Below are 25,839 nucleotides of genomic sequence, written 5' to 3'. Positions count from 1 at the left end.
GACCGCGCTTAGTGGCGGAAGTGACGCATGCCGGTAAAGACCATGGCAATGTCATGTTCGTCGGCTGCGGCAATGACTTCTTCGTCACGCATGGAGCCACCCGGCTGGATCACAGCCGTTGCACCGGCCTTGACTGCGGCCAGAAGACCATCTGCAAACGGGAAGAAAGCATCAGACGATACGACCGAACCCTTGGTACGCAGTTCGGCTTCACCGGCATTTTTGCCAGCTTCTTCTGCTTTCCAGGCGGCAATGCGCGAGCTGTCAACGCGGCTCATCTGACCGGCACCTACACCAACGGTCTTGCCGTCTTTGACATAGACAATCGCGTTTGATTTCACGTGTTTGCCAACGCGGAACGCAAACAGAAGATCATCAAGTTCGGCCTCGGTCGGCTTGCGCTTGGTGACGACTTTCAGTTCTTCGCGTTTCACACGGCCTGCATCACGGTTCTGAAGCAGATAACCACCTGCCAGCGAACGAAGCGTCATGTCTTCGCCTTCCGGGTCGGCCATGCCGCCGGTTACCAGCAGACGCAGGTTTTTCTTGGCTGCCAGAACTTCCTTGGCGGCATCGTCTGCATCCGGGCAAATCACAACTTCGGCAAACAGTTTGGCGATTTCTTCGGCGGTTTCTTTATCAAGGGTACGGTTGACCGCAATGATGCCACCAAATGCCGAAACCGGATCACAAGACAGCGCCTTGTTATAGGCTTCGATCAAAGTTGCACCCTCGGCAACACCGCACGGGTTGGCGTGCTTGATGATCGCAACAGCCGGTTTTTCGTCAAACTCGGAAACCAGTTCAAACGCGGCATCGGTGTCGTTCAGGTTGTTGAATGACAGTTCCTTGCCCTGAAGCTGGGTCGCGGTTGCCACACCCGGGCGGTTTTTACCGTTGGTGTAGAATGCGGCCTGCTGGTGCGGGTTTTCGCCATAACGCAGGGTCTGTTTCAGTTCGGCCGAAACATTCAGGCGCTGCGGGAAGGTTTCACCAAGCTGACCGGCAAACCAGCTTGAAATCGCCGAGTCATAAGCACCGGTGCGGGCAAAGGCCTTGGCGGCCAGAACACGACGGGTTTCAGCGGTGGTGGCACCGGCATTGTCATTCATTTCGGCGACAACACGGTCATAATCGGACGGATCGACAACCACGGTAACCGATTCATGGTTTTTCGCCGCCGAGCGGATCATGCTTGGACCGCCGATATCGATATTTTCGATGCAGGTGTCGAAATCGGCACCCTTGGCAACGGTTTCTTCGAACGGATACAGGTTCACACAAACCAGATCGATCGGGGAAATGTCGTTATCTTCCATCGCCTGCATGTGGCTGGAAAGAGAACGGCGGCCCAGAAGGCCGCCGTGAATCTTCGGATGAAGAGTCTTGACACGACCGTCCATGATTTCGGGAAAACCGGTGTGATCGGCAACTTCCTTGACAGGCACACCAGCGGCTTCGATCGCCTTGGCAGAGCCGCCAGTCGACAGAATTTCAACACCCTGGGCGTGAAGGGATTTGGCAAATTCGACCAGACCGGTCTTGTCGGAAACGGAAATAAGCGCGCGCGCAATACGAGCAGTCATTGGGTTCGCTTTCATGCATCAATGTGATGAAGGTTACGGACCCATTGATGATATATCGGCCCACAATATCAGAAATGCGCATGGCTGCTCGTGCATGCGATGTGACAGTGTTGCGGGCAAAACCGGCCTTTTAACGGGACAGAAATGACATCATTTCGATCCGGGCCGACACATGATCAATGAGTCCGAACCATGTTTCGCGCGGAGCTTTATCATGTGCAGCGCAAAATGTGGACCCCGAATTCTTGCATGGCCGCCTTTTGCAAACCCGTCAACTGTCCGGGCATCCGATACTGAAAACGGGGCGGTCCAATGACCACCCCGTATCGGTTTTGCCAACTATCGGATCAGGCGACGTTTTTCCGAATACCCAATGTTTCGAACGCCTGATCAATAGATGCCTGTTGATGGGCGGCATAAAGCGCCAATTCATCGGCAACAGATGCGCCAAGGCATTTCTCGAACACATCCTGATTGGACTGTTCGGCGTAATTTTTCTGTTCGTCACTGCCAAGATTCGACTGGAAGATGCCCGCCGCACTGACCGGCAGGAAATCTTCATAGATGATCGGGTCTGCATGCAGGTATCCCTGATCAACCAGCTCGTCTACCGAAACATCACGATCAACCTTACCCGCCGCATCGCGACCAGCGTCCGTCACGCTGTAACGGAAGAAAGCCAGCTTTTCGACACGGAGCGTCTCGTAATCATCGGGAAAGGCGGCAAAACGTTCGGCCAGTTCGGTTTCATAATCGCGTGCGTTTGATCCGCCAGCACTGACCTGAACGGCATGGCGCACCGATGCCAGAAGCGTGTCATAAAGTTTGCGCCCCTCGGCGGTAAGGGCAATACCGCGCTGCTCGATCTCGCCAAAGCGTGCGGTGTGGGTGCCCGCCGTTCCCTTCGGATTGCTCCCGACGAAATAGACCTGCTCTTCGAGTGCCTTGAAGCTGGTTTGGCGCAAAAGGATCGGACATTTGCGTGATGGCGGACCTTCGACAATGGCCTTGGGCGAAATGCCGCGTTCGGGCATGGCACGCTGAACCGCATCAATATCAAGGGTCCGCGGCGTCAGATGGTTGATATGCGGCCCCTTAAAGCAGACAACGTCGGCAATCAGGCGGTGCGCATCATGAAGCTTCTGATAGGTTTCAAGTGACACCGTGGCATCACTGTGCCAGCGGAAGGTTTCCAGTGCCTCGGTGACAAATTGTTCGGCCTGAATACGGTCAAGCCCGCCGTTCTTTTCAGCCAGATAAATCAGTTTCAGCGCATCGGGGGTAAAGATTTCACGCTTTGCCAGGATTGCTTCGGCCTCTGTACGCAGTTGCGCATCCTCGATCAGTTCAAGGCGCAGGAGCGACGTGAAAACACGGAACGGATTGCGGCGCAGGGCATCGTCATCAATCGGGCGAAATGCCGTTGAATGCACCGGCACACCGGCAACCGACAGATCGTAATACCCGACCGGATGCATGCCCATCACCGCAAACAGGCGGCGCATGTTGAACAGTTCTTCGGGCTTGCCCAGACGGATTGCGCCATGACGTTCAAGATCAATACGATCAAGGTCATCACTGCGTACAAGTCTGTTACGAAGCACGGGATCAGCAGCAAGTCTTTCCTGATTGATGTCCGAAACGAGTTCCATCAGGGTGCCATATTGCGGCACTTCGGCACGGTACATGTCCGACATCGCGCCGGAAAACATCGAACGGATTTCATCAGGGTGGACAAAAGCATCTGCCGACATGCGGGGCCTCCAATAGACGGATCGTCAGGAAAATCGGCTCACCATCAACAAGGTCATTCCGATTTGTCATTCTGAGCGCAAGATATGGCCCGCATTTGGCAATGACAAACGACAATTCCGCACGAGTTCATTCATTGAAGGAATGAACATGCATCGCTATTGCTCGGCTGTGGATGATTGAAAATGGCCCGATAACTAGGCCGTATCACCGGTCACTTGATTGGCCGTTTCCGCCGGGGTGTCGGCAAAGATCGATTTGACACCAATTTCGGGCGGCTGGAATTCCGGCACCAGCTTGCTGATCAGTTCGAGTGTCTGGTGGGTATTGCGGTTGGTTGCACTGTCTTCAAGCGCATCGAAAACCTGTTTGATTTCGGCATAATCAACCACACGCGGGCTTGCCAGCATGACGCCATCGGTTTCGGTGGGAACCGGCGGTTCGCTGTCATGGAACAATTCTTCATACAGCTTTTCACCGGGGCGCAGGCCGGTAACCTTGATCTCGACATCCTTGCCCGGACGAAGTCCCGAAAGCAGGATCATCTGACGGGCGAGGTCAATGATCTTGACCGGACGCCCCATATCAAGAACGAAGATCTTTCCGCCATCGGTCACGCCATGGCGACCAAGTTCCGCTGATTGCAGGACAAGTTCGACAGCCTCGGCAATGGTCATGAAATATCGAGTGATGCCTTCATGCGTTACGGTCAGCGGCCCACCGGCTTCAAGCTGGCGGCGGAACAATGGTACAACCGATCCGGTCGATCCCAGAACATTCCCAAACCGCACAGTGACAAAACGGGTCGGACCGCGCTGATCAAGTGGCAATGTCTCCAACGCCTGACAATAACATTCTGCCAGACGCTTGGACGCCCCCATGACATTGGCCGGGTTTACCGCCTTGTCCGTCGAAATCAGAACCATGGTCGCTACACCGGCTGCACGGCAGGCCTCGGCAACATTTCGGGTGCCAAGGGTATTGGTCAGAATACCTTCATTGGGATTGTGTTCGACCAGCGGGACATGCTTGTAGGCTGCTGCATGAAACACGATTTCAGGTGCCACATGGTCAAATACCTGACCGATCCGGACACGATCACGAACATCGCCAAGAATGCTTTCGCGTGGCAGATCAGGGAACTTTTCTGCCATTTCCATGTCGATGGCATAAAGATTATATTCCCCCGCATCGACCAGGGTCAGGCTGGCCGGACCATAAGAAGCAATCTGGCGCACCAGTTCCGACCCGATCGAGCCACCCGCGCCGGTTACCAAAACCCGCTTGCCCCCGATCATTTCACGCACACGATCACGATCCAGACGCGCTTGTGGCCGGCCCAGCAAATCTTCGATGGCGACCGGGCGAATTTGCAGCGGATCGGCAAGACCTTCGCGCAGATCACCGAGTTTCGGCAAACGCGCCAGTGTCATACCGTAACGATCAGCAATTTCCACCCATTTGACATTGTCTTCGTGGCGCAGCGCATCACCGGTCAGAACAAGACGACGCGGAACGCCATGGCGGCTCATTTCCAGTTTTTTGATGACGTCTTCAAGTTTATCAGCGGTGGCGAGCACATCAACGCCATGCATGTTGCGCCCGACCCGTCCTTCGGTCAGGGACACAATGCCAACAACCTTGAACGGGGTATCTGCCGATCGTTCGGTTTCACGAATAAAGGCCTCGGCCTCGTCACCGGCACCAATCAGCAAAACAGGCAGACGCGTTGTTCCCTGCCGAACCAGTGCGCGTGCAGTGGATTTATCCTTGGCAATACGGTAGGTCAGCCGCGATCCACCCAGCAACGCCATCAGCAGGAACCACTGGATTATCGGTGCTGAACGGGGCATCCAGTCCAGACGCGTGGTCAGAAACAGCACAAGGAACAAAACAGCCACGGCAACCGAAACCGCCTTGGCAATACGGGTCAGATCATTAAGCGACGCATAGCGCCAGATGCCGCGGTAAAGCCCGAAATACCAGAATGATGCCGCTGCAATCAGGGTAAATAAGGCAGCCGAAAACAGGATGTTGTCAGCCTGATAAAACCGCACACCATCGCCAACCCGAAGATAAAGGGCCAACGGGAACGAAATCGCAGCCATGAAGACATCATGGACAAAGGCAATATGGCTTCGCTGTAAAATGCGCGACATGCGGTCCCTAGTGGCAGTTTTCTGTTTTTAAAAGGATATACCTGTCTGCCCAAAAGACGGACAAGGCATTCTTTTCGCGCCCGTCCGGGCACAAGTCAAGCAATGCGCAACTTCCGTGCGATACTTAACTGTCCGTGCGTCCCTTGACCGGCATCCGCACCATCATTCCAACCAGTGACAACACCACAATCAGGGCAGCAAATACCCGCATCCAGCCGGGCGTTTCGCTTTGTGCAAAACACACCGCAATCAGGATCAGATTGCTGATTGCAATCATGGTCGAAACCCGCGCATGGGAAAAGCCGCGCTGGGTTGCCAACTGATAGAAATGTTCGCGGTGGGCCTGCCAGATTTTTTCACGACGAAGCGCACGTTTGACCAGGGTAAAGGTCGCATCAAAAAGATAATAGGATGGCAGGATCAGCGCGACGACCCATGCCCCTTCTGACGCTGTCTTAAGCAACACCCAGCCCAGAACAAAGCCAAGCGGCACGGATCCGACATCACCCAGAAACAGTTTGGCCGGATGCCAGTTCCAGATCAGAAACCCGATCATGATGGCCAGAATACCAAGCCCGATATAGCCAAGCCCGATGAATTGCGGCAATGGCATCAGAAGCGCCAGAATAAAAATGCCCAGCCCGATCGAGCCGGCTTCGACCCCGGAAATGCCGTCAATGCCATCCATGAAGTTGAACAGATTGATAAACCAGACCCAGGCAAATACCATCAGAACGTGATCGAGCCACACAGGCACCAAACCACCCAAAACCGGTTTGTCGATGGCAAAAACGCCGACAATCACCGCAACAAATTGCATGGCAAAGCGTATGGCAGCCGAAAGATCGTGACGATCATCAAGCCAGCTGAGCAATCCAAGCCCGGCTGCTGCTGCCAGCATCAACCAATGACTGACCGAAGTGACCCCGGTATGGATAAACACAACCGCAACCAAAAGGATCAAAAGCGGTGTGACCGCAAGCCCGCCACCGCGCGGCGTCGGCACCGCATGGCTGGACCGGTGGTTGGGCATATCAAGGATCGCCTTGCGTCGCAGATAGTTCAAAACCACCCAGGTCAGCAACATCGAGCCAATCAGAAAGATGCTCGAAAAGGTCGCAAGGCCGGTGAAAGTCATGGTTCTGGCGTTCCTGTCACTATCGACGTCAAATGATCCGTCTGGATTAGCCGGACCGCACATCCATCGCAAGGCTTTTCAAACCTTAAGCCAAACCCTAAGCAAGGTAATCTGCCCCCTCATCTGCCCGATAACACAAGGCAGCCATGCCACCTATTCGGGTGCTTGGTGCTTTACACTTTGCCACGCGACGCTTAACTAACCTTCATAACACGAAACCGGAGATATCCCTTTGACAGAACGCCGTTCCCGTCCAGCACATCGCAACGCCCCGCGCAAACAGCCGGTCGAGACACCCGATCCGCGGATGCTTGCACTCAAAACCTTGCAGGAACTGCGCGGCGGTGAAGTGACTCTGGACGAACTTCTGTCAAAACATGGCTATGGTCTGCCATCGCTTGATCGCAATTTCCTGCGTCAGCTGCTTGGCACCACATTACGCCATTTGGGTGAAATCGATGCGGTTCTGGCCCCGCGTTATCAGCCACCGCAAGACCGCGTTGCCGCCCGCCTGACCAATATTCTGCGCCTTGGCGTCGCACAGTTGTTCTTCATGGATACATCCGATTACGGTGCGGTCGACAGTACGGTCAATCTGGCCCGCGACGCAGGCCTGCATAAATACACCAAACTGATCAACGCCGTGCTGCGTGGATTGCAGCGTGATGGATTTGAATGGCCCGAAGGTGTCGAAGACTGGCAGCTTAACATCCCGGCATGGCTGCGCGGGTCATGGAAAAAGGCCTATGGGGCGGAAATCAGCCAAGCCATTGCCGAGGCATGCCTTGGCCATGCCATGCTCGATCTGTCGATCAAGAATCGCAGCACATCGGCCGACTGGGCGGAAAAGATGGATGGCCTTGTCCTGCCGACCGGTTCGGTCCGCCTTGAAAGTGGTCGTCGCATTCGTGATCTTCCGGGCTATCGCGATGGTGACTGGTGGGTTCAGGACGCAGCCGCGGCCATTCCGGCAACCCTGTTTTCCGCCTATAAGGGCAAAACGATCTATGACCTTTGTGCTGCCCCCGGTGGCAAAACCATGCAATTGGCATCCCTTGGTGCCAATGCGATCGCCGTCGATAAATCCGAAGGCCGCCTGAAACGGGTGTTTGAGAATCTTGAGCGCGTTTCCCTTGGTGCCGCAGTTGTCACCGGGGATGCCACCGATCTTGCACCCGATACCCCGCGTGCGGATGCGGTCCTTCTTGACGCACCCTGCTCGGCAACCGGTACCATTCGTCGTCATCCAGACATTTTGCTGCGTCAAAATGACAAATTGATGCGGTCGCTGCTGCCGATCCAGACCAAGCTGCTTAATCAGGCCGACAAGCTTTTGAATGTTGGTGGCGAGCTGATCTATTGCACCTGTTCCCTGCAGCCCGAAGAAGGCGAACATCAGGTCAAATCGTTCCTGGCCGACCATCCCAATTACGAACGTAAACCGATCACGGCGGACGAACTTGGTGGCTGGGATGAAGCCATCAACAAGGATGGTGAATTGCGGGTTCTGCCGATCCATATGGCCGATTTCGGCGGCATGGATGGTTTTTTCTGCGCCCGGCTTGTCAAAAAGTCCTGATTTCACGTCAGGATAGCCGTCAAACCTGCAAACAAGGCAGCCATGAGCCCCATTCGGGTGACAGGGCTGCCTTTTTACGTTATGAGATGCGCGAATTTCCCATATCCCGCATTGCTTCAGGACCCGTGACGCATGACCACGTCGAACATTAAAATCGCACCTTCGATCCTTTCGGCCGATTTCGCCCAGTTGGGCGTTGATGTCCGCGCTGTTGACGCAGCAGGCGCCGACTATATCCACATTGATGTGATGGATGGCCATTACGTGCCCAACATCACCATCGGACCGGATGTGGTCAAAGCACTGCGCCCGCATTCCGACAAGGTGTTTGACGTGCATCTGATGATCGCGCCGGTCGATCCGTATATCGAAGCATTCGCCAATGCCGGTTCCGACATCATCACCATCCATGCCGAAGCAGGCCCGCACCTGCATCGTTCGCTTCAACTGATCAAGTCGCTGGGTAAAAAAGCCGGTGTGTCGCTGAACCCGTCGACTCCGGAAAGTGTCATTGAATATGTCATGGATCTGGTTGATCTGGTTTTGGTCATGACCGTGAACCCGGGCTTTGGCGGCCAGAAATTCATCCCAAGCCAGCTTGAGAAGATCAAACGCATCCGCAAGATGATCGATGCGACCGGCCGCGATATCGATCTTGAAGTCGATGGTGGTGTAAACCCGGAAATCGCCCCGCAGGTCATCGAAGCAGGCGCCAATGTTCTGGTTGCCGGTTCTGCGACCTTCAAAGGCGGTCCGTCGGAATATGCCAACAATATCAAGGCTATTCGCGGCGCGTAATCTGCGTTAAAGGCAGCATCAAAGATTGTTCGGGGTCGGAATCACCACAGGGTTCCGGCCCCGATTGCATTTTGAACACATTCAAATCATTGCCGGAACTCTTTGATAAATTTTTTCTATCGACCGATTAGGTATGCATACTTGACCTAATTTCGGTTCTGGCAAATAGATGCCTGCATGAATGAAAGCTTTATTGGAAAAAAATCGTCGGCAGCCGGTGGCTGGGGTGCGCTGAAAAGTTGCGGCAAGCAACTATTGCAAAGCGGCAGCCCGTTTAACGGCGCACGCACGATGCTTAAGGCCAATCAACCTGACGGTTTTGATTGCCCGGGTTGTGCATGGGGTGATCCCGAGCACGGGTCATCTTTTGAATTCTGTGAAAACGGGGTCAAAGCCGTTTCATGGGAAGCAACCGAAAAGCGTGCGACGCCGGCATTTTTTGCCAAGCATACCGTAACCGAACTGAGCAAACTGAGCGATTACGAACTGGAACTGAACGGGCGCATCACCCACCCGATGCGCTATGATCGGCAAAGCGATACCTATCAACCTGTCGCGTGGGAAGATGCCTTTGCTGAAATCGGTAGCATCCTTAAGGGGTTAAATACCCCCGATGAGGCCGAGTTTTACACGTCAGGCCGCGCAAGCAACGAAGCAGCCTATCTCTATCAGCTGTTTGTCCGCATCTTTGGCACCAACAATTTCCCTGATTGTTCGAACATGTGCCACGAAGCCAGTGGCGTTGGTCTGCGTCAGGCAATTGGCGTGGGCAAGGGAACGGTTCTTCTTGAAGATTTCGAAAAGGCGGATGCCATTTTCGTCCTTGGACAGAACCCGGGCACCAACCACCCGCGCATGCTGGGCGATTTACGCCGGGCGGCAATGCGTGGTGCAAAGATCGTGGTCTTCAACCCGATCCGTGAACGCGGACTTGAACGGTTTTCCGACCCGCAGGACAAGCTTGAAATGTTGCATGGCGGATCCACCGAGATTGCCAGCCATTATTTCCAGCCTTGCCTTGGCGGTGACATGGCCGCCGTTCGCGGCATGAGCAAAGCGGTCTTTGCCGCCGACGATGCCGCGATTGCCAAGGGCGAACCTTCTGTTCTTGATCACGCGTTCCTTGATGAACATTGCGCCGGACTTGCCGATTACCGTGCTGTGGTTGACGCCACCAGCTGGTCGGAAATCGAAGATCAGTCAGGGCTGAGCCGCCAGGAAATTGAACAGGCCGCCAATGTCTATCTCTCGGCAGAGCGAGTCATCTGCACATGGGCAATGGGCATCACCCAGCACCTTCATTCCGTGCCGACCATTCGTGAAATTGCCAATTTCATGTTCCTGCGCGGCAATATCGGCAAACCGGGTGCCGGCCTGTGCCCGGTCCGCGGACATTCCAACGTTCAGGGCGACCGTACGGTCGGAATCAATGAAAAGCCGCCCGCGGCCTTTCTCGATGCGCTGGAAAAGGAATTCGGTTTCAAGGTACCGCGCAAACACGGGCACAATGTTCTTGGCGCGATCGGCGCGATGCTTGATGGCAGCGCCAAGGCCTTTATCGGGCTGGGCGGGAACTTTGCCCGTGCCACGCCTGACAGTGCCCTTGTCGAAAAGGCGATGAAGAACCTCAAACTGACGGTTCACATCGCAACCAAGCCCAACCATTCGCATCTTATGCCCGGCGAAACCGCCTTTATCCTGCCCTGTCTGGGCCGGACCGAGATTGATCTGAATTCCCGTGGTCAGTCCCAGGTGGTCAGTGTCGAAGATTCCATGAGCATGGTGCACGGTTCGGCTGGTATCAATCGCCCTGCATCACCGCATCTTCTGTCCGAAGTTGGCATCATTGCCGGAATTGCCGAAGCAACGGTTGGCAGCGATATCGTATCCTGGGCAGCACTTGCCGATGATTACGAGCTGATCCGCAGCCATATCGAGGCGACCGTTCCGGGCTTTACCGATTATAATACCCGTCTGCGCAAGCCGCGCGGCTTCCATCTGCGCAATGATGCAGCACACCGGGAATGGAATACCCCCGCTGGCAAGGCGACATTTTCCAATGCGCCGCTTCCCAAGCAAACCGTCCACCAGCAGGCACGCCAGACCCGCCCCGCATCTGCCGCCCAATCGCGGTTTGCCTTGCAGACATTCCGCTCCCACGATCAGTACAACACGACCGTCTATGGTCTTGATGACCGGTATCGCGGGGTTTACGGCGAACGAAAGGTCATTTTCATCCATCCAGATGATCTTGCCAATCTGGGTGCCAAGGCCGGTGATCGCGTTGATGTCATTTGTGAATATGATGACGGGATCGAACGGATCGCCAATGATTTCCGGTTCGTTTCCTATGACATTCCGCGTGGCAGTGTTGCCGGCTATTACCCGGAACTGAACGTTCTGGTGCCGCTTGGCAGTGCTGGTGAACAAAGCGATACACCGACATCCAAATCGGTGATGGTTTCGTTCCGCCCGGAAGACCGGGTTTGAACAACCACGCCCGAAATCCCGTGGATGGCCATCTTGCACCGGATGCAGCGATGTTTCTGCATCTGGTCGAACGCCTGATGGCAACGCAGCCGGAACTTACCCCCGTTCAAGCCGGCATTCTTGTCGCCGCGCGTGAAGATATCGCCCGTGACAGCCGGACCTTTGCCCGGCTGTTCGGGGTGGCGCATGCCATTGTATTACGGGAACTTAATGCGCTTGTGCAGTCAGGCGATCTGTTAACCGTGACCAAGCGCGATGCACGCACGTTGCGTACCCATTATCTACCGACAACCGGCCGTGCAAGCCCAGACAACGCGGACCGACCGCCCCACAGCCCGGCCGGGTAGTAAGGTCGCATCAGAAATCGATGCAGCGGCCCTTGTTTTCCCAATCGCCAAAGCGGGTCGGTTCCGGGCCTTTGGGGCCACCGATTTCCCGGGCCTTGGCAGCCGCTTCCTTGAAGGCCTTTGCTTCGGCCAGCGCATTGATCGCATCTTGCGACAATTGCGGGGCTGTGTCGGCACCTGCGATTTCGTCGGCTGCGCTATCTGCAGCCGCATCGGTTTGCGGTTCGGCTTTTTCTTTTGGCTCTACGTTATGAATGACGGTCTCGCGGAATTTGCCGGCCATCCGAATTCTCCTGCTTGGGCGCATCGCCCCTGAAATCACATTTGCCAAAGAAATAACGTCATCGGCCACCACTCGCAACCCTTGGCGCCGGGCGATCGAACCGGTCAAAAGACATTGGATTTCAGTCCTTTGGAATCAAACACGGAATCCTGATCCGGACTTTGGGAAAAATTTGGAAAAACTGGCTCTTTTCGATCACGCCCAAAGCCGCTATTTCAGGCATACGAGCAAAACAAGGAGAAACCATGCGTCCAATTCCCCAGCGTATCGCCGAAGAACTTTCGGTTCGTCCGGAACAGGTCATTGCCACCATCGAGATGCTTAACGAAGGCTCTACCGTTCCGTTTATCGCCCGTTACCGCAAAGAAAAGACCGGTGGGCTTGATGACACCCAATTGCGTACGCTGGAAGAACGCCTTCGCTATCTGACCGAGCTTGAAGAACGGCGCGCATCGGTGCTTGAAAGCATCCGTGAACAGGAAAAACTGACCCCGGAACTTGAAGCCCAGATCAACGAAGCCGATACCAAGACGCGTCTGGAAGATCTTTATCTGCCCTATAAGAAAAAGCGTCGCACCAAGGCCCAGATCGCCCGCGAAGCAGGGTTGGAGCCGCTAGCCGATGGCCTGTTCAATGATCCGACCCTTGATCCGGAAACCGAGGCCGCCAAGTTTGTTGATGCCGAAAAGGGCGTCGAAGATACCAAGGCCGCCCTTGATGGCGCCCGTCAGATCCTGATGGAACGCTTTGCCGAGGATGCCGACCTTGTCGCCAAACTGCGTGACCATTTGTGGAACGAAGGTGAAATCACCGCAACCGTGGTCGAAGGCAAACAGGCCGAAGGCGCGAAATTCTCCGACTATTTCGAACATTCCGAAAAAATCAAAACCTGCCCGTCGCACCGTGCGCTCGCACTTTTCCGTGGCCGCAACGAAGATATCCTTCAGCTGAAGCTGACCCTTGGCAAAGAGGACGAAGACCGTCCGCGCAGTCAGCCGGGCCGCGCTGAAATCATGATCGCCGCCCATGTCGGCATTGCCGATAAGGGCCGGGCAGCCGACAAATGGCTGCTTGATACGGTACGCTGGACCTGGCGCGTCAAACTGTCGCTGTCGATCGAGCTTGATCTGTTTGGTACCCTGCGCGACAGCGCCGAAGAAGGCGCAATCAAGGTCTTTGCCGATAACCTCAAGGATCTTCTGCTGGCCGCACCAGCCGGGCAAAAGGCCACCATGGGTCTTGATCCGGGGGTTCGTACCGGCGTCAAGGTCGCAGTTGTCGATGCCACCGGCAAGCTGGTCGATACCGCAACGGTTTACCCGTTCCAGCCGCGCAATGACGTTGAAGGGGCGCTTAATACCCTTGCAGCCCTTGCTGCCCGTCACAAGATCGAACTGATTGCGATTGGCAATGGCACGTTCTCGCGCGAGACGGATGAACTTGCCGGTCAGCTTCTGAAACGTTTTCCGGCCCTTAAGGCCACCAAGGTCATCGTGAACGAAGCCGGCGCATCGGTCTATTCGGCATCGCAATTCGCGGCTGAAGAATTCCCCGATCTTGATGTGTCGCTGCGTGGGGCAGCATCAATTGCCCGTCGATTACAGGACCCGCTGGCAGAACTGGTAAAGATCGAACCGAAATCCATCGGTGTCGGGCAGTATCAGCACGATGTATCGGAAACCAAACTGGCCCGTTCTCTTGATGCCGTGGTCGAGGATTGCGTGAACGGCGTTGGTGTTGACCTGAATACCGCATCGATCCCGCTTTTGACCCGAGTTGCCGGTCTGACCGAAACACTGGCCCGCAATATTGTCAGCTATCGCGATTCAAACGGTGCGTTCCAGTCCCGTGCCGACCTGAAAAAGGTCGAACGTCTGGGACCAAAGGCGTTTGAACAATGTGCCGGCTTCTTGCGTATTCGTGGTGCCCAGAACCCGCTTGATGCATCGGCCGTGCACCCGGAAGCCTATCCGCTGGTCGAAAAAATCAGTGCAAAGGCATCAAAACCGCTGGCGACCCTGATTGGCGACTCGGCCTTTATCAAGACCCTGCGCGCCGAAGATTTCGCTGATGACACGTTTGGTGTCCCGACCATCCGCGACATTCTGGCCGAACTTGACAAACCCGGCCGCGATCCGCGCCCGGAATTCAAAACCGCGAAATTTGCCGATGGTGTGAATGAAATCAAAGACCTTCGCACCGGCATGAAGCTTGAAGGAACGGTCACCAACGTCACCAATTTTGGGGCATTTGTCGATATCGGAGTCCATCAGGACGGTCTGGTTCACATTTCCCAGTTGGCCGACAAATTCGTCGAAGATCCGCGCCAGGTGGTCAAGGCCGGTCAAATCGTCTCGGTGACGGTGATGGAAGTTGACGCGCCCCGCAAACGTATCGGGCTTTCGATGAAATCGGCCCCGGATTACGAAGCTGTGCGTGAAAAACGGTCCGATAACCGTGGGCAGGCACCACGCGGTGGTCATGGCGGTCGCCCGCAACACACATCTGGCGGCGGGAATCGCGGTAATGCCGGCGGAAATTCCGGCGGTGACGGCGGTGCGATGGCAGCCGCCCTTAAGGCTGCGATGGAACGTCGCAAATAATCACGACGAACCAACGACATTTTCAAACGGCGGGATGGCGCAAGCTGCCCCGCCGTTTGCATTCTGGTCCCTGATCATGCTGTGACCGACAGGATGAATTGACAGAAAGCACATTAAAACCCATTTTGGGCATTCACCAAGGGGAGCCCCGTCAGGGGGCTGAGAAACTGCCGCGCAGTGACCCTTTGAACCTGATCCAGTTCATACTGGCGTAGGGACGGTGTGAACGCGAAATTTTCGGCGTTCTCCATCTTTCCGACTTCGAACTGGGTCTCCAAACGCACTTGAGTTTGCTGCATTGGAGCCTCGACATGACGACTGATCTTTCCACCACCGCAACCGGGCTGTTTGAAAAAATGCGTGCGACCAATCCGCTGGTCCATTGCATCACCAACTATGTTGCGATGAATTATGCTGCCAATGTCCTTCTGGCGGCGGGCGCATCACCGGCAATGGTCCATACACCAGAAGAATCCGGAGAATTTGCCGCAATCGCAGGCGCACTGACCGTCAATATCGGCACCCTGTCGCCCCATTGGGTCGAAGGCATGATTGCCGCGGCCAAATCGGCAAATGACGCAGGCAAGCCATGGGTTCTTGATCCCGTGGCACATTTCGCCACCACATATCGCCGCGATACGGTTGCCCGGTTGCTGAAACTGAACCCGACTGTCATTCGCGGTAACGCTTCCGAAATCATCGCCCTTGGCGGCGGCCAAAGTGCCGGTCAGGGCGTTGACAGTGGCGATCCGGTCGAACAGGCCGAAGAAGCCGCCCGCACCCTTGCCACCGCGCAGAAGGCCATCGTTGCCGTCACGGGCGAGGTTGATTTTGTCACAGATGGAACGCGCAATGTCCGCATTGCCGGTGGTTCGGACCTGATGCCGAAAATCACGGCCATGGGCTGTTCGCTGACCGCACTTGTTGGTGCCTATACCGCAATCGCCAAAGATCAGGCTTTTGAAGCCACCATCGCCGCCCTGACCAATTTTGCCGTTGCGGGAAGCATCGCGGCAAAATCAGCCAACGGTCCGGCATCCTTCATGACGGCCTTTGTTGACGGGCTGCATAATCTTGATGCTGCAACCTTTGCCGGCACTGCGCGTATCGAGGTCCTATGACATCCTTTGATCTGTCCCTTTATCTGGTGCTTGATCCCGAGCTGTGCCGAACTCATTCGATGGTCGAAACCACTCTGGCAGCGATTGCTGGCGGGGCAACCATCGTCCAGTTGCGCGACAAAAGAGCCGGTACCGAAGGTCTGATACGCATTGGGCGCGAACTGATGGATGCGATGCGCGGTACCGGTGTGCCGCTGATTGTGAATGACGATATCGACGCCGCAATCGCCATCGGTGCTGATGGATTGCATGTCGGTCAGGATGACCTGCCGACAAAAACTGCGCGCGACCGGCTTGGCCCGGACAAGATCATTGGCCTGTCGATCGAAGACGAAACTGTCGCCCGCAAGGTTGATCGGTCGATTGTCGATTATGTCGGTATTGGACCGGTCTTTGCCACACCGACCAAACCCGATCATAAACCGGCCATCGGGTTTGATGGTCTTGCCAATCTGGTTCGGATCGCCGGTTTGCCATCCGTTGCGATCGGCGGATTGAAACGCGATCACGTCGACCCGGTATTTGAAGCCGGTGCGAACGGCATTGCGGTTGTATCGGCAATTTGCGGACAACCCGACCCCGAAGGCGCCACCCGCAAGATTTCTGATGCCATCAAAGCCCGGAAATAACCGGTTAAATCAGATACCTGACCCGAAATTCATCGTCAAAACCCCCGCCCGAACTTCCGGTCTGGCGGGGGTTTTGATGGCAGTGACGCATGGCTGTCCCCCACCCCGCGCAGCAAACCGCACGGAAATGCCGCAATTGCGCCGCTAATTCTCCGGCTTCGGGGTGCATCTTGTTTCCATGAGATCGATGCACACAAGCGCGAGGGATATCATGTTGAAATCTATGCGCAGCAAACCGGTCGCCATCGCCCTGATCTGTATCCTGACCGGAACGACCGCGGCTGTGGCAGCCATCCGGATTGCCCCGAAGCCGACGACCGACAGTGTTACTATCAGCTCTGAAAAGCCGGCTGGTGAAGTCATTCTGACACACCAGGACGGTACCATTGCGCTTGATCGTGACTGTCATACCTTCCCGTGCAAACTCGATATTTCGTCCCTGCCAACGGGCGAATATGACGTCATGATCCGCAACGGGACGGATATCGAACATCGCACCGGCCTGTATAAGGAATAAACGGGGACACCGATTTTTTTGGCGAGTCCCCGGAACGTTTTCCCGGCCGGGATGTTCAGTGAACAGGGCCAGGCAATATCATATTGCCAAACGGCGCATTGCATAAAATGCCAGCCGACCTAGATTATGGCCCAGAGGCACCCCTCCCTGCCCGGTGAAGTGGCCCTGCAACAAAGGTTTCCAACAGGTTGCACGGGATTTTCACTTTCACCAAAGGTGGAAAAAGGGATATGTTGCGTTACCGCACAGACCAATAATGAAAGTCGAGGAACTGTATCATGGCATTTGAACTCCCAGCACTTCCGTATGCATATGACGCACTTGCGCCGGTCATGTCGGCTGAAACTCTTGAGTTTCACCATGACAAACACCACAACGCCTATGTTGTGAACGGCAACAAGCTGCTCGAAGGTTCGGGCCTTGAAGGCAAGTCGCTTGAAGAAATCGTTGTTGCATCTTACGGCGACGCATCCAAAGCCGGCCTGTTCAACAACGCTGCACAGCACTGGAACCACATCGAGTTCTGGCAGATGATGAAAGGCAACGGCGGCGGTGCCATTCCGGGTGAACTGGAAAAGAAAATCGTCGAAGATTTCGGCTCTGTTGATGCCTTCAAAGAAGCCTTCATTCAGGCTGGCGTTACCCAGTTCGGTTCGGGCTGGTGCTGGCTCGCACTCGACAAATCCGGCAAACTGGTTGTCACCAAGACCCCGAACGCGGAAAACCCGCTTGTTCACGGTCAGACCCCGCTGCTCGGTTGTGATGTTTGGGAACACTCCTACTACATCGATTACCGCAACGCGCGCCCGGACTATGTCAAAGCCTTCCTCGACAGCCTGGTTAACTGGGAATATGTCGCAGAGCGCTTCTCCAAAGCCGGCTAATCAGCCCGGCTTTGAGACGAGATTAAAGAAAGCGGTCCCTTCGGGGGCCGTTTTTTTTTAAAACTCGTCAGGCCAGCGTCGTGCGGCATGCAATACCGCAATGATGGTCACCGTATCTTCTTGAAGGCCATAGGCAACAAGATAGGGCGTGCCATTCACAATCATTTCGCGTGTTTGTTCCACCCGCCCGGTGCGACCGATAAAGGGATGGCTGGCAAGCTGGGAAACAGAACCTGATATCAGCTGATAGGTTCTAAGGGCTGCTGTTGGATTGCGATCCTCTATGTAATCAAGGATATCGCGCAGGTCATCGATAGCCCGACTGTCCCAGCGAATACGCATCAGGAGTGCTTGTCAGCAAAACGTTGCTCAAACGTGGCAAGCACATCTTCATGATCAATCAGTGTTGCGCGACCCTCGGCAATGCTGCGCGCGCGGTCCGCAATAAGGTTCACTTGCCATTCCTGATGATCAGCATACTGGCGAAGGGCATCATTGATGATGCTTGAACGTGTCTGCCCGAAGGCTTCAGCAAGTTTATCAAGCCGCTTGCGCAGATCTGCATCAACGCGCACCGCCATTGTATCTTTGCTCATGACCGACCTTCTGGTTGCGACGTAATACAACGTATTCTATCGCAATCAGAGACAAATAAAAACCCCGCCGGCGAACCGACGGGGTTTGGATCGAACCTGATCGGGCGAGAGATCAGATGTCGAATTTGATACCCTGAGCCAGCGGCAGCTCGCGGGAATAATTGATGGTGTTGGTTGCACGGCGCATATAGGCCTTCCAGGCGTCCGAACCGGATTCACGACCGCCGCCGGTCTCCTTCTCGCCACCGAACGCACCGCCGATTTCTGCACCGGACGGGCCGATATTGACGTTGGCAATACCGCAATCGGAACCAACCGCCGAAAGGAACAGTTCGGTTTCGCGCACATCGGTCGAGAAGATGCACGAAGACAGGCCTTGCGGCACGCCGTTCTGAAGCGCGATGGCTTCTTCAAGGGTTTCATAGGTCATGACATACAGGATCGGTGCGAAAGTCTCGTTGCGCACGGTATCGGTCTGACCCGGCATTTCAACAACCGACGGGGTGACATAAAACGCGTTCGGATATTCGGATTCCAGCACACGTTCGCCACCATGAACAACGCCGCCGTCCTTTTTGGCATTGGCAAGGGCGGTCTGCATGTTGTTGAAGCTGTCTTCATCAATCAGCGGACCAACAAGGGTGCCATCGGCAAGCGGATCACCGATTTTGACCGACTTGTAAGCGGCAATGATTTTCGGAAGCAGCTGATCCTTGACGTCTTTATGGACGATCAGGCGACGAAGCGAGGTACAACGCTGACCACAGGTACCAACAGCCGAGAACACAACCGCGCGAACGGTCATATCAAGATCGGCCGACGGGGTCACGATCATGGCGTTGTTGCCGCCAAGTTCCAGAATGGTGCGCCCGAACCGTTCGGCTACACGCGGGGCAACTTCGCGGCCCATGCGGGTCGAACCTGTTGCCGAAACCAGAGCCACATCATGGCTGTCGGTCATGGCTTCGCCGATCTTGCGATCGCCGATCACGACCTGATGCAGGCCTTCGGGTGCATCACCGAATTTCGCCAGTGCCTTTTCAAAGATTTTCTGGCAGGCAAGGGCGGTTAGCGGGGTCTTTTCCGACGGTTTCCAGATCACAGCATTACCGCACACAAGCGCAAGCGCGGTGTTCCAGGACCAGACAGCAACCGGGAAGTTAAACGCGGAAATCACACCAACAACACCCAGCGGATGCCAGGTTTCCATCATTTTGTGGCCCGGGCGTTCTGATGCGATGGTCAGACCGTAAAGCTGACGCGACAGACCGACTGCGAAGTCGCAGATATCGATCATTTCCTGAACTTCGCCAAGACCTTCCTGATAGATTTTGCCGCATTCAAGCGACACCAGACGCCCCAGCGGTTCCTTTGCTGCGCGCAATTCTTCGCCCAGAAGACGGGCCAGTTCACCGCGACGCGGACCTGGAACCTGACGCCATTCACCGAATGCCTTTTTGGCATTGCCGATGATGTCGGTCATCGCCGCCGGATCGGTTTCGGCAACAGATGCGATTTCCGAACCGTCAACCGGGGTCTGGACCTTAAGCGTGCCATTGGCGATCTCGGCGTCAGACAGACCAAGCTCGGTCAGGATGGATTTGAAACTCACAGTAAAACTCCCTTCTTTTTAAACTTTCCGGTGATCCCACCGGCATTTCCCGTGATGCCTATTGCGTTACCTGCGCCACTTTGGGCAGAAGTCTGGCGATGATGGCAAAGGCCTCATCAACCTGATCAAACGGAATGGTCAAAGGTGCCAGCAGGCGCACCACATTGGCGTGTTCACCACTTGGCATTAACAATAGCCCGCTTTCACGGGCCAGTTGCAACAAGCTTTGCAGACGTTTGGGTGACGGCTTGCCGTCATCTGCAATCACCTCGAACGCGCGCATGGCGCCAATTCCGCGCATATTGCCGATCACATGCCCGCCGGGCAGATCACGCAACCATGCGATATGGGTCGCATATTTCTCGCCAAGCTGCTTGGCACGACCAAGAATGTTGTCTTTTTCCAGAACCTCGAACACACCGGTTGCCGCCGCACAGGCAACGGGATTGCCCGAATAGGTCCCGCCAAGGCCACCGGGTGCCAGCGCGCTCATCACATCCTCGGCACCGGTGATCGCGGCCAGCGGGAAACCACCACCAATCCCCTTGCCCATGACAAGGATATCAGGCGCAACACCGGCATGTTCGATGGCAAACATCCTGCCGGTGCGGGCAAAGCCCGACTGGATTTCATCGGCAATCAGAACCATGCCGTTTTCATCACAAAGGCGGCGCAATGCGACAAGGAATTCACCGTAACAGGCACGAAAACCGCCCTCGCCCTGAACCGGTTCGATCACGATGGCGCCAACCGATTTCGGATCGGCAGAAACCGTAAACAGCTTGGCAATAGCCGCCATTGCATACTCAACCGATGTACCTGTTTCCGGGCAAGGATATGGCAGATGCCAGACCGGCCCCGGAAGCGGCCCAAGACCGGTTTTATAGGGCTTGGTCTTCCCGGTCAGTGCCAGGGTCGCAAGCGTTCTGCCATGAAAGGCCCCTTCGAATGCAATCACCCCGGTCCGGCCGGTAAAGGCGCGGGCCAGTTTCAGGGCGTTTTCCATCGCCTCGGCCCCGGAATTGGTCAGCATTGATTTTGCCGGACCTTCAATCGGGCAGTTTTCCGCCAGCCAGTCGGTCACCGCAACATAGGGTTCATGGGGCAGCGCGTTAAAGCAGCTGTGGGTAAAACGCTCACACTGGGCAATCACCCGATCCATCACAACCGGGTTGCGATGGCCGACAGTCAAAACACCGATCCCGCCAACGAAATCGATATAGCGATTGCCATCACTGTCCCAGGCTTCGGCATTCAGCGCCCGATCAAGATAGACCGGGTGCACATTGCGCACCCCGCTTGAAACCGAGACGGTCTGACGGTCACGAATGGAAGCGCCAAGCGTTTCAGCAGTTTTGTTGGCATCATCACGGGGCATTGGGGCCTGCTCCGACAATTGGTTTAACATGTTGATTTCGCAATATCGTTTCGAAATCGAATTAAATAACATTCAGCTCGAAAACCGGGGCGTTATCGCGGATGCGCTCATACCCGAATACCGACAGATCAAGGGTCTGATAACTGCCCGTGGTGACAAGTTCGGCAATCCCGCGACCAACGGCGGGGCTTTGCTGCAACCCGTGGCCCGAAAACCCGTTGGCAAAGACGAAGTTCTTCACATCGGTATGACGTCCCAGGATCGCGTTTTGATCGAGCAGGTTATAGGAATAGTGACCAGCCCAGGCATTGACGACCTTGATCGCCTCAAACCGTTCGCAGCGCTCATACAGGCCCGGCCAGATGATGTCGTCAAACAGGCTGTGATCAACTTCGAAATCCCAGCATTCCGGGTCACGATCCTTGGGCGGGGCGATCCCGGTGATAAAGAATTCGCCTTCGGGACGGACATAAAGCCCGCTTGGATCAATCAGCATCGGACAGGACGCACTGATGTCTTCGGCATCCCGGCAATTGAAGACAAAGATGCAGCGTTTGCGCGGCTCGACCGGGATTTCAAGACCCGCCATTCCGGCAACTTTCGAACAACCGGTTCCCGCCGCATTGATCAACGTCCCACAGCCAAACCTGCGCCCGTCTTTCAGGACAACCCCGGTAATCTGATCGCCTTGACGGGTAAGTTCGACAACTTCGCCGTCGATATATTCTGCACCGCGCCGGCGGGCCTGTTTGCGGAACGACTGCATCAGGCAATAGGCATCAAACCAGCCTTCACCCGTGCGGCCCCAGCACCCCGCCGACAAATCAGACGTATTCATCCACGGATATTTGGCGGCCAGTTCATCGGGTTCCATCCAGACGATATCCGCACCGAATTCGATCTGGGTCGCGTGGTTCTGCTTCAGGATATCGCGCCCCTGATCGGTTGCCAGAATCAGATAGCCCTTTTCATGCAGGGCAATGTCGACATCGGGATCAAGGTCACGTTTCAGATTGCGCAGGAAATCGATGCCATAGGCCGACATTTCGATATTCACCGGGGTCGAGAATTGCTGACGGATTGATGCCGCCGACAGGGCCGTTGAACAGAATTCGTAATTGGGATCTTTTTCAATCACCAGAACCCGGCCCGTGAAATCATCCCGGCCGGTCAAATGCCACGCGATGGAGCTGCCAATAACCGCCCCACCGACAATGATCACATCATAATTTGCGTCAACAGAACCCATTCTTGCCTTCTACCCGATAAATTGTTGAAGCTCTGGCCAATGGCCGAACGCCTTCTTCCCGGACATTTTTGTTTTATGCGCTGGATGCCATCCATGTCCGAAACGGGGGAGACATCCTTCCGAAACATTACAAACTGACGGCAATCCAGCGCGATGGCTCTTGGCCTGAACGCTTCATATGGTGGCGCGAGGAGGCTTGGAACCGTTTAAAACGTTACGCCTTGGCTGCACAGCAAACAAACGATATATTCGCACCACATCATTCCATTTTGTTATGAACTGGATCCTTCATGCGTCGCGTCCTGCCATCGCTGACTGCCCTGCAATTCTTTGAAAGCTCGGCCCGCCATCTGTCCTTTACCCGGGCTGCCGAAGAACTGAACGTCACGCAAAGCGCAATCAGCCGCCAGATCCGTGCGCTTGAGGAATATCTGGGTCGTGATCTGTTTCGCCGGGTGAAAAAACGCCTGAAACTGACTGCTGCGGGCGAAGCCTATGCCGCACAGGTTCGCGATCTTCTGGACCGGGCAGAAGCCGCCACCCTTCAGGTCATGGCCTATTCCGATGCCGGCGGGATGCTGAATGTCGGGACTTTGCCGACATTTGGCGCGCGCTGGCTTGTGCCGCGCCTTGGGGATTTCAAGGCAACCTGGCCTGATATCCAGCTTAATCTGATCACCCAGACGCGCGAGTTCAATTTCGACCGCGAAGGCATCGATATTGCCATCCATTTCGGGGATGACAATCTGCCCGGCTGTGTATCCCATCGCCTGATGGGTGAAACGCTTATTGCGGTTTGTGCCCCCAAACTGCTTAAGGAAAATGACGATCTGCCGATTGCGCGCGAACGAGTGCGCAACTGCACGCTGTTGCAACATTCCACCCGCCCGCGCGCCTGGCAGGATTGGCTGGCCGCAACCGGGGTGGCTGTGGTCGACGAACTGGCCGGACCACGGTTTGAGCATTTCCACATGGTCATCCAGGCCGCAGTCGCCGGATTGGGTCTGGCACTATTGCCGGAATTTCTGGTGCGCGAAGAACTCGAAAGCGGGCGCCTGGTTGCACCCTTTGATGTCTCGATCCCCAATCAGCACGCCTATTACGTTGTCTATCCCAAGGAAAAGGAAAACAACTTTGCGGTGCGGGCTTTTCGGGACTGGCTGATCGCGACCTGCAAAACCGAACAGGAAGCTCGCCCGGGCTGATCCCACCCGAACAAAACCCAGATACTATTCTTGTGGACAGAAAATTGATTGCCGATTGAACCAGCGATCCCTAAAGTTTCCGCATCCGGGGGTCGGGGCCGCATTTTTGGGCGCAATCCCCATATAGAAAAATGCTTTCAAAAGCATATTCGGGAGCAGTCCGGCAAACTGGCCGGGGGTGGGAGAAGGGAATTCAATCCGTGTCGTTACTTGAAGACCGCCTTGAACGCTACGACGTCTTGCCGGCCACATTTGGCATTTTGCGCAAGGCATCCAAGGACATTCACGATGGAGCCGCCAAACGCGCCAGGACATTTTACAAGATCATCGCCCAAAAAGCCGGTCCTGATCAGCCTTCCCTTTCCGATAGCGTGACAGCACAGCTGACCGATGCCCTTCAATCCCACTGGCAAAAGCTGTTTGATGGCAAGATTGATGATGATTTTGTACGGCAATCCATTGCCATCGGGAAACGCCACGAAGAATACGCCATCACGCCCAAACTTTATATTTCCGCTTATAACGCGGTTACCGATGCGCTGATTGAAACCATTATTGTCAAATTCCGATGGCGTGCGGGCGAAGCCGGGAAAATCGTCACGGCCCTGACATCGGTCATGCTGCTTGATATCGAATTGACCCTGACGGCCTATTGCGATGCCAGTGCCGAAAACCGGCATAAGGCATCGGAAAACGCGTTTGCCGATCAACAGCTTGACCGCACGATGGATTTGTCAGTCGCAATCAATGAAAGTGCGATTTCAAATGCACGGATGATGAACGTGATCAGCGATGTCGACCGGCAAGCCCAGTCGATTTCAGCGGCGGTCGATCAGATGGTATCGGGCATCAGTCACATTGCGGAAAACGGTCGGGTTGCTGCCGACAATGCCGAAGACGCCATCAATGTCACCCGCAACGGTCAGGAAACCGTCAATGGCGCAGTCGACAGCATGAATGCCATTGCCAACGCGGTTCAGGATGCGTCGCGCCGGGTCGATATTCTGGCCGATGCATCGGCAAAGATCGGGGAAATTGTCCAGTCGATCGAAGCCATTGCATCAGAAACCAATCTTTTGGCGCTTAATGCCACGATTGAAGCCGCCCGTGCTGGCGAAGCCGGCAAGGGATTTGCCGTCGTCGCCAACGAGGTCAAGGCACTGAGCCAGCAAACCGCACGTGCGACCGAGGAAATCCGAACCCGTATCTCCAACCTTCAGGACGAAACGCGCGGCATTGTCGATGCGATGAATCTGGGGACCGAAGCAGTATCGCGCGGGCAGGAAGTCATGGGTGAGGTCGCCCATGACATCAGTGAAATCGGCAACAAAATGGAAGACACCACCCAACGCATTGCCGACATTTCCAACATTCTTGATGAACAAAACCGCGCAACCGATGCCGTACGCACCGGTATCAGTGGCATTGCCAACCAGACCGGCGGACAGGTTACGGCCATCAAATCGGCAATCGCAACCGTTGGGGAAGTCGAACAACTGATAGAACAACAGGTTTCCGAACTTGTGCGGTATGACATTCCCAACCGCACCATCCGAAGTGCCCGGGCCGAGCACGCCGTCTATTTCAAGGCCGTCGCCGAAGTTCTGGCCGGGCTTGCCGATCCTGCCAATGTTGAAATCGGTGCCGCCACCAGTTGCCGGTTTGGCAAATGGTATGACAGCGACGCCAGCAAACCCTTCCGGGACCTGCCGGGATTTGCTGCCGTGCGCCAACCTCATGAAAATCAGCACAAAGCCGGGCATGACGCAATTGCGGCCTATGCCAATAATGACATTCCGGCTGCCGAAGCGGCCTTTGCCAGGATGGAGGCCGCAACGACCGATGTGCTTGCAGCCCTGAAGCAGCTTGCCGATGAAGCATCGCAAACAGTTTCAAAAAGCAGCACCTGACGG

At 55.4% G+C, this 25,839-nt stretch carries 21 protein-coding genes and 1 riboswitch; of the genes, 11 read left to right on the top strand and 10 right to left on the bottom strand.

The window, feature by feature from the left end; all coding sequences use genetic code 11:
* Positions 1 to 8: 8 nt before the first annotated feature.
* The 4 genes from purH to WA429_RS01170 all read right to left on the bottom strand — a co-directional run bounded on the left by purH (position 9) and on the right by WA429_RS01170 (position 6,635).
* Entirely contained in the window at positions 9 to 1,586 is a 1,578-nt protein-coding gene (gene purH / locus WA429_RS01185; protein WP_287464487.1) for a bifunctional phosphoribosylaminoimidazolecarboxamide formyltransferase/IMP cyclohydrolase, read from the bottom strand.
* A gap of 347 nt (positions 1,587 to 1,933) precedes the next feature.
* Positions 1,934 to 3,340, bottom strand: coding sequence for a 2-oxoadipate dioxygenase/decarboxylase HglS (gene hglS, locus WA429_RS01180; protein WP_287464488.1), 1,407 nt, complete (start codon positions 3,338 to 3,340; stop codon positions 1,934 to 1,936).
* A gap of 195 nt (positions 3,341 to 3,535) precedes the next feature.
* Positions 3,536 to 5,497 carry a polysaccharide biosynthesis protein gene (locus WA429_RS01175; RefSeq protein WP_101246530.1) on the bottom strand — a complete coding sequence of 654 codons (1,962 nt, stop codon included), beginning with the start codon at positions 5,495 to 5,497 and terminating at the stop codon, positions 3,536 to 3,538.
* Between the two features lie 124 nt (positions 5,498 to 5,621).
* Entirely contained in the window at positions 5,622 to 6,635 is a 1,014-nt protein-coding gene (locus tag WA429_RS01170; protein ID WP_287464489.1) for an MraY family glycosyltransferase, read from the bottom strand.
* Positions 6,636 to 6,867: 232 nt separating this feature from the next.
* Between WA429_RS01170 and WA429_RS01165 the strand changes: the two genes are divergently transcribed.
* The 4 genes from WA429_RS01165 to WA429_RS01150 all read left to right on the top strand — a co-directional run bounded on the left by WA429_RS01165 (position 6,868) and on the right by WA429_RS01150 (position 11,849).
* Positions 6,868 to 8,214, top strand: coding sequence for an RsmB/NOP family class I SAM-dependent RNA methyltransferase (locus tag WA429_RS01165; protein WP_287464490.1), 1,347 nt, complete (start codon positions 6,868 to 6,870; stop codon positions 8,212 to 8,214).
* A 132-nt stretch (positions 8,215 to 8,346) separates the two neighbouring features.
* Entirely contained in the window at positions 8,347 to 9,012 is a 666-nt protein-coding gene (rpe, locus tag WA429_RS01160; protein WP_101246533.1) for a ribulose-phosphate 3-epimerase, read from the top strand.
* Positions 9,013 to 9,189: 177 nt separating this feature from the next.
* The gene (locus tag WA429_RS01155) at positions 9,190 to 11,502 is read left to right on the top strand and encodes an FdhF/YdeP family oxidoreductase (protein ID WP_287464491.1); all 2,313 of its coding nucleotides are present in this window, start codon (positions 9,190 to 9,192) and stop codon (positions 11,500 to 11,502) included.
* Between the two features lie 50 nt (positions 11,503 to 11,552).
* The gene (locus WA429_RS01150) at positions 11,553 to 11,849 is read left to right on the top strand and encodes a hypothetical protein (protein ID WP_287464492.1); all 297 of its coding nucleotides are present in this window, start codon (positions 11,553 to 11,555) and stop codon (positions 11,847 to 11,849) included.
* A 10-nt stretch (positions 11,850 to 11,859) separates the two neighbouring features.
* Here the strand turns inward: WA429_RS01150 and WA429_RS21410 are convergent, their stop codons facing one another.
* The gene (locus WA429_RS21410; RefSeq protein ID WP_412559274.1) at positions 11,860 to 12,132 is read right to left on the bottom strand and encodes a DUF1674 domain-containing protein; all 273 of its coding nucleotides are present in this window, start codon (positions 12,130 to 12,132) and stop codon (positions 11,860 to 11,862) included.
* A 245-nt stretch (positions 12,133 to 12,377) separates the two neighbouring features.
* On the opposite strand from WA429_RS21410, the gene WA429_RS01140 reads away from it, so the two are divergent.
* The 5 genes from WA429_RS01140 (at position 12,378) to WA429_RS01120 (ending at position 17,886) form a co-directional block, all read left to right on the top strand.
* On the top strand, positions 12,378 to 14,735 hold the full coding sequence (locus WA429_RS01140) for a Tex family protein (protein ID WP_114112021.1): 2,358 nt from the start codon (positions 12,378 to 12,380) through the stop codon (positions 14,733 to 14,735).
* Positions 14,736 to 14,864: 129 nt separating this feature from the next.
* A riboswitch (TPP riboswitch) is annotated at positions 14,865 to 14,970 on the top strand.
* 76 nt (positions 14,971 to 15,046) lie between these two features.
* Positions 15,047 to 15,856, top strand: coding sequence for a hydroxyethylthiazole kinase (gene thiM, locus WA429_RS01135; RefSeq protein WP_287464493.1), 810 nt, complete (start codon positions 15,047 to 15,049; stop codon positions 15,854 to 15,856).
* Positions 15,853 to 16,485: a thiamine phosphate synthase gene (thiE, locus tag WA429_RS01130; protein ID WP_287464494.1), complete on the top strand. Its 633-nt coding sequence runs from the start codon at positions 15,853 to 15,855 to the stop codon at positions 16,483 to 16,485. Before thiM ends, thiE begins: the two co-directional genes overlap by 4 nt.
* A gap of 211 nt (positions 16,486 to 16,696) precedes the next feature.
* Positions 16,697 to 17,002: a hypothetical protein gene (locus WA429_RS01125; RefSeq protein ID WP_287464495.1), complete on the top strand. Its 306-nt coding sequence runs from the start codon at positions 16,697 to 16,699 to the stop codon at positions 17,000 to 17,002.
* 278 nt (positions 17,003 to 17,280) lie between these two features.
* Positions 17,281 to 17,886 (top strand): superoxide dismutase, encoded by a 606-nt coding sequence (locus WA429_RS01120; protein WP_101246540.1) that lies wholly within the window; start codon positions 17,281 to 17,283, stop codon positions 17,884 to 17,886.
* A gap of 57 nt (positions 17,887 to 17,943) precedes the next feature.
* On the opposite strand, the gene WA429_RS01115 is transcribed toward WA429_RS01120, so the two are convergent.
* The 5 genes from WA429_RS01115 to WA429_RS01095 all read right to left on the bottom strand — a co-directional run bounded on the left by WA429_RS01115 (position 17,944) and on the right by WA429_RS01095 (position 22,721).
* Complete coding sequence (locus WA429_RS01115; RefSeq protein WP_114112025.1) at positions 17,944 to 18,228, bottom strand: type II toxin-antitoxin system RelE/ParE family toxin; 285 nt, start codon at positions 18,226 to 18,228, stop codon at positions 17,944 to 17,946.
* Complete coding sequence (locus WA429_RS01110; protein WP_206926563.1) at positions 18,228 to 18,482, bottom strand: CopG family ribbon-helix-helix protein; 255 nt, start codon at positions 18,480 to 18,482, stop codon at positions 18,228 to 18,230. The genes WA429_RS01115 and WA429_RS01110 overlap by 1 nt, the downstream gene beginning before the upstream one ends.
* A 112-nt stretch (positions 18,483 to 18,594) precedes the next feature.
* Complete coding sequence (gene amaB, locus WA429_RS01105) at positions 18,595 to 20,094, bottom strand: L-piperidine-6-carboxylate dehydrogenase (RefSeq protein WP_287464496.1); 1,500 nt, start codon at positions 20,092 to 20,094, stop codon at positions 18,595 to 18,597.
* Positions 20,095 to 20,152: 58 nt separating this feature from the next.
* Complete coding sequence (locus WA429_RS01100) at positions 20,153 to 21,472, bottom strand: aspartate aminotransferase family protein (protein ID WP_287464497.1); 1,320 nt, start codon at positions 21,470 to 21,472, stop codon at positions 20,153 to 20,155.
* Between the two features lie 61 nt (positions 21,473 to 21,533).
* A complete protein-coding gene (locus tag WA429_RS01095; protein ID WP_287464498.1) occupies positions 21,534 to 22,721 on the bottom strand; it encodes an NAD(P)/FAD-dependent oxidoreductase in 1,188 nt (395 codons plus the stop codon).
* 290 nt (positions 22,722 to 23,011) lie between these two features.
* Between WA429_RS01095 and gcvA the strand changes: the two genes are divergently transcribed.
* On the top strand, positions 23,012 to 23,926 hold the full coding sequence (gene gcvA / locus WA429_RS01090; protein ID WP_101246545.1) for a transcriptional regulator GcvA: 915 nt from the start codon (positions 23,012 to 23,014) through the stop codon (positions 23,924 to 23,926).
* A gap of 200 nt (positions 23,927 to 24,126) precedes the next feature.
* Complete coding sequence (locus WA429_RS01085) at positions 24,127 to 25,836, top strand: methyl-accepting chemotaxis protein (protein ID WP_287464499.1); 1,710 nt, start codon at positions 24,127 to 24,129, stop codon at positions 25,834 to 25,836.
* Positions 25,837 to 25,839 lie beyond the last annotated feature (3 nt).

The organism is Thalassospira sp. CH_XMU1420-2 (assembly GCF_037029325.1).
Classification (GTDB): Bacteria; Pseudomonadota; Alphaproteobacteria; order Rhodospirillales; family Thalassospiraceae; genus Thalassospira; species Thalassospira povalilytica.
The sequence above is the reverse complement of the archived record's forward strand: the minus strand, read 5'-3'. Positions and strand labels throughout refer to the sequence as shown.

Bases quoted from the DNA above. Each gene is read 5' to 3' on its own strand.
- WA429_RS01175 (WP_101246530.1), bottom strand. From the start codon at position 5,497: ATGTCGCGCATTTTACAGCGAAGCCATATTGCCTTTGTCCATGATGTC.
- WA429_RS01150 (WP_287464492.1), top strand. From the start codon at position 11,553: ATGTTTCTGCATCTGGTCGAACGCCTGATGGCAACGCAGCCGGAACTT.
- WA429_RS01125 (WP_287464495.1), top strand. From the start codon at position 16,697: ATGTTGAAATCTATGCGCAGCAAACCGGTCGCCATCGCCCTGATCTGT.
- rpe (WP_101246533.1), top strand. From the start codon at position 8,347: ATGACCACGTCGAACATTAAAATCGCACCTTCGATCCTTTCGGCCGAT.
- WA429_RS01100 (WP_287464497.1), bottom strand. From the start codon at position 21,472: ATGCCCCGTGATGATGCCAACAAAACTGCTGAAACGCTTGGCGCTTCC.
- thiE (WP_287464494.1), top strand. From the start codon at position 15,853: ATGACATCCTTTGATCTGTCCCTTTATCTGGTGCTTGATCCCGAGCTG.
- gcvA (WP_101246545.1), top strand. From the start codon at position 23,012: ATGCGTCGCGTCCTGCCATCGCTGACTGCCCTGCAATTCTTTGAAAGC.
- WA429_RS01170 (WP_287464489.1), bottom strand. From the start codon at position 6,635: ATGACTTTCACCGGCCTTGCGACCTTTTCGAGCATCTTTCTGATTGGC.
- WA429_RS01110 (WP_206926563.1), bottom strand. From the start codon at position 18,482: ATGAGCAAAGATACAATGGCGGTGCGCGTTGATGCAGATCTGCGCAAG.
- WA429_RS01095 (WP_287464498.1), bottom strand. From the start codon at position 22,721: ATGGGTTCTGTTGACGCAAATTATGATGTGATCATTGTCGGTGGGGCG.
- thiM (WP_287464493.1), top strand. From the start codon at position 15,047: ATGACGACTGATCTTTCCACCACCGCAACCGGGCTGTTTGAAAAAATG.
- WA429_RS01120 (WP_101246540.1), top strand. From the start codon at position 17,281: ATGGCATTTGAACTCCCAGCACTTCCGTATGCATATGACGCACTTGCG.
- purH (WP_287464487.1), bottom strand. From the start codon at position 1,586: ATGACTGCTCGTATTGCGCGCGCGCTTATTTCCGTTTCCGACAAGACC.
- hglS (WP_287464488.1), bottom strand. From the start codon at position 3,340: ATGTCGGCAGATGCTTTTGTCCACCCTGATGAAATCCGTTCGATGTTT.
- WA429_RS01115 (WP_114112025.1), bottom strand. From the start codon at position 18,228: ATGCGTATTCGCTGGGACAGTCGGGCTATCGATGACCTGCGCGATATC.
- WA429_RS01155 (WP_287464491.1), top strand. From the start codon at position 9,190: ATGAATGAAAGCTTTATTGGAAAAAAATCGTCGGCAGCCGGTGGCTGG.
- WA429_RS21410 (WP_412559274.1), bottom strand. From the start codon at position 12,132: ATGGCCGGCAAATTCCGCGAGACCGTCATTCATAACGTAGAGCCAAAA.
- WA429_RS01140 (WP_114112021.1), top strand. From the start codon at position 12,378: ATGCGTCCAATTCCCCAGCGTATCGCCGAAGAACTTTCGGTTCGTCCG.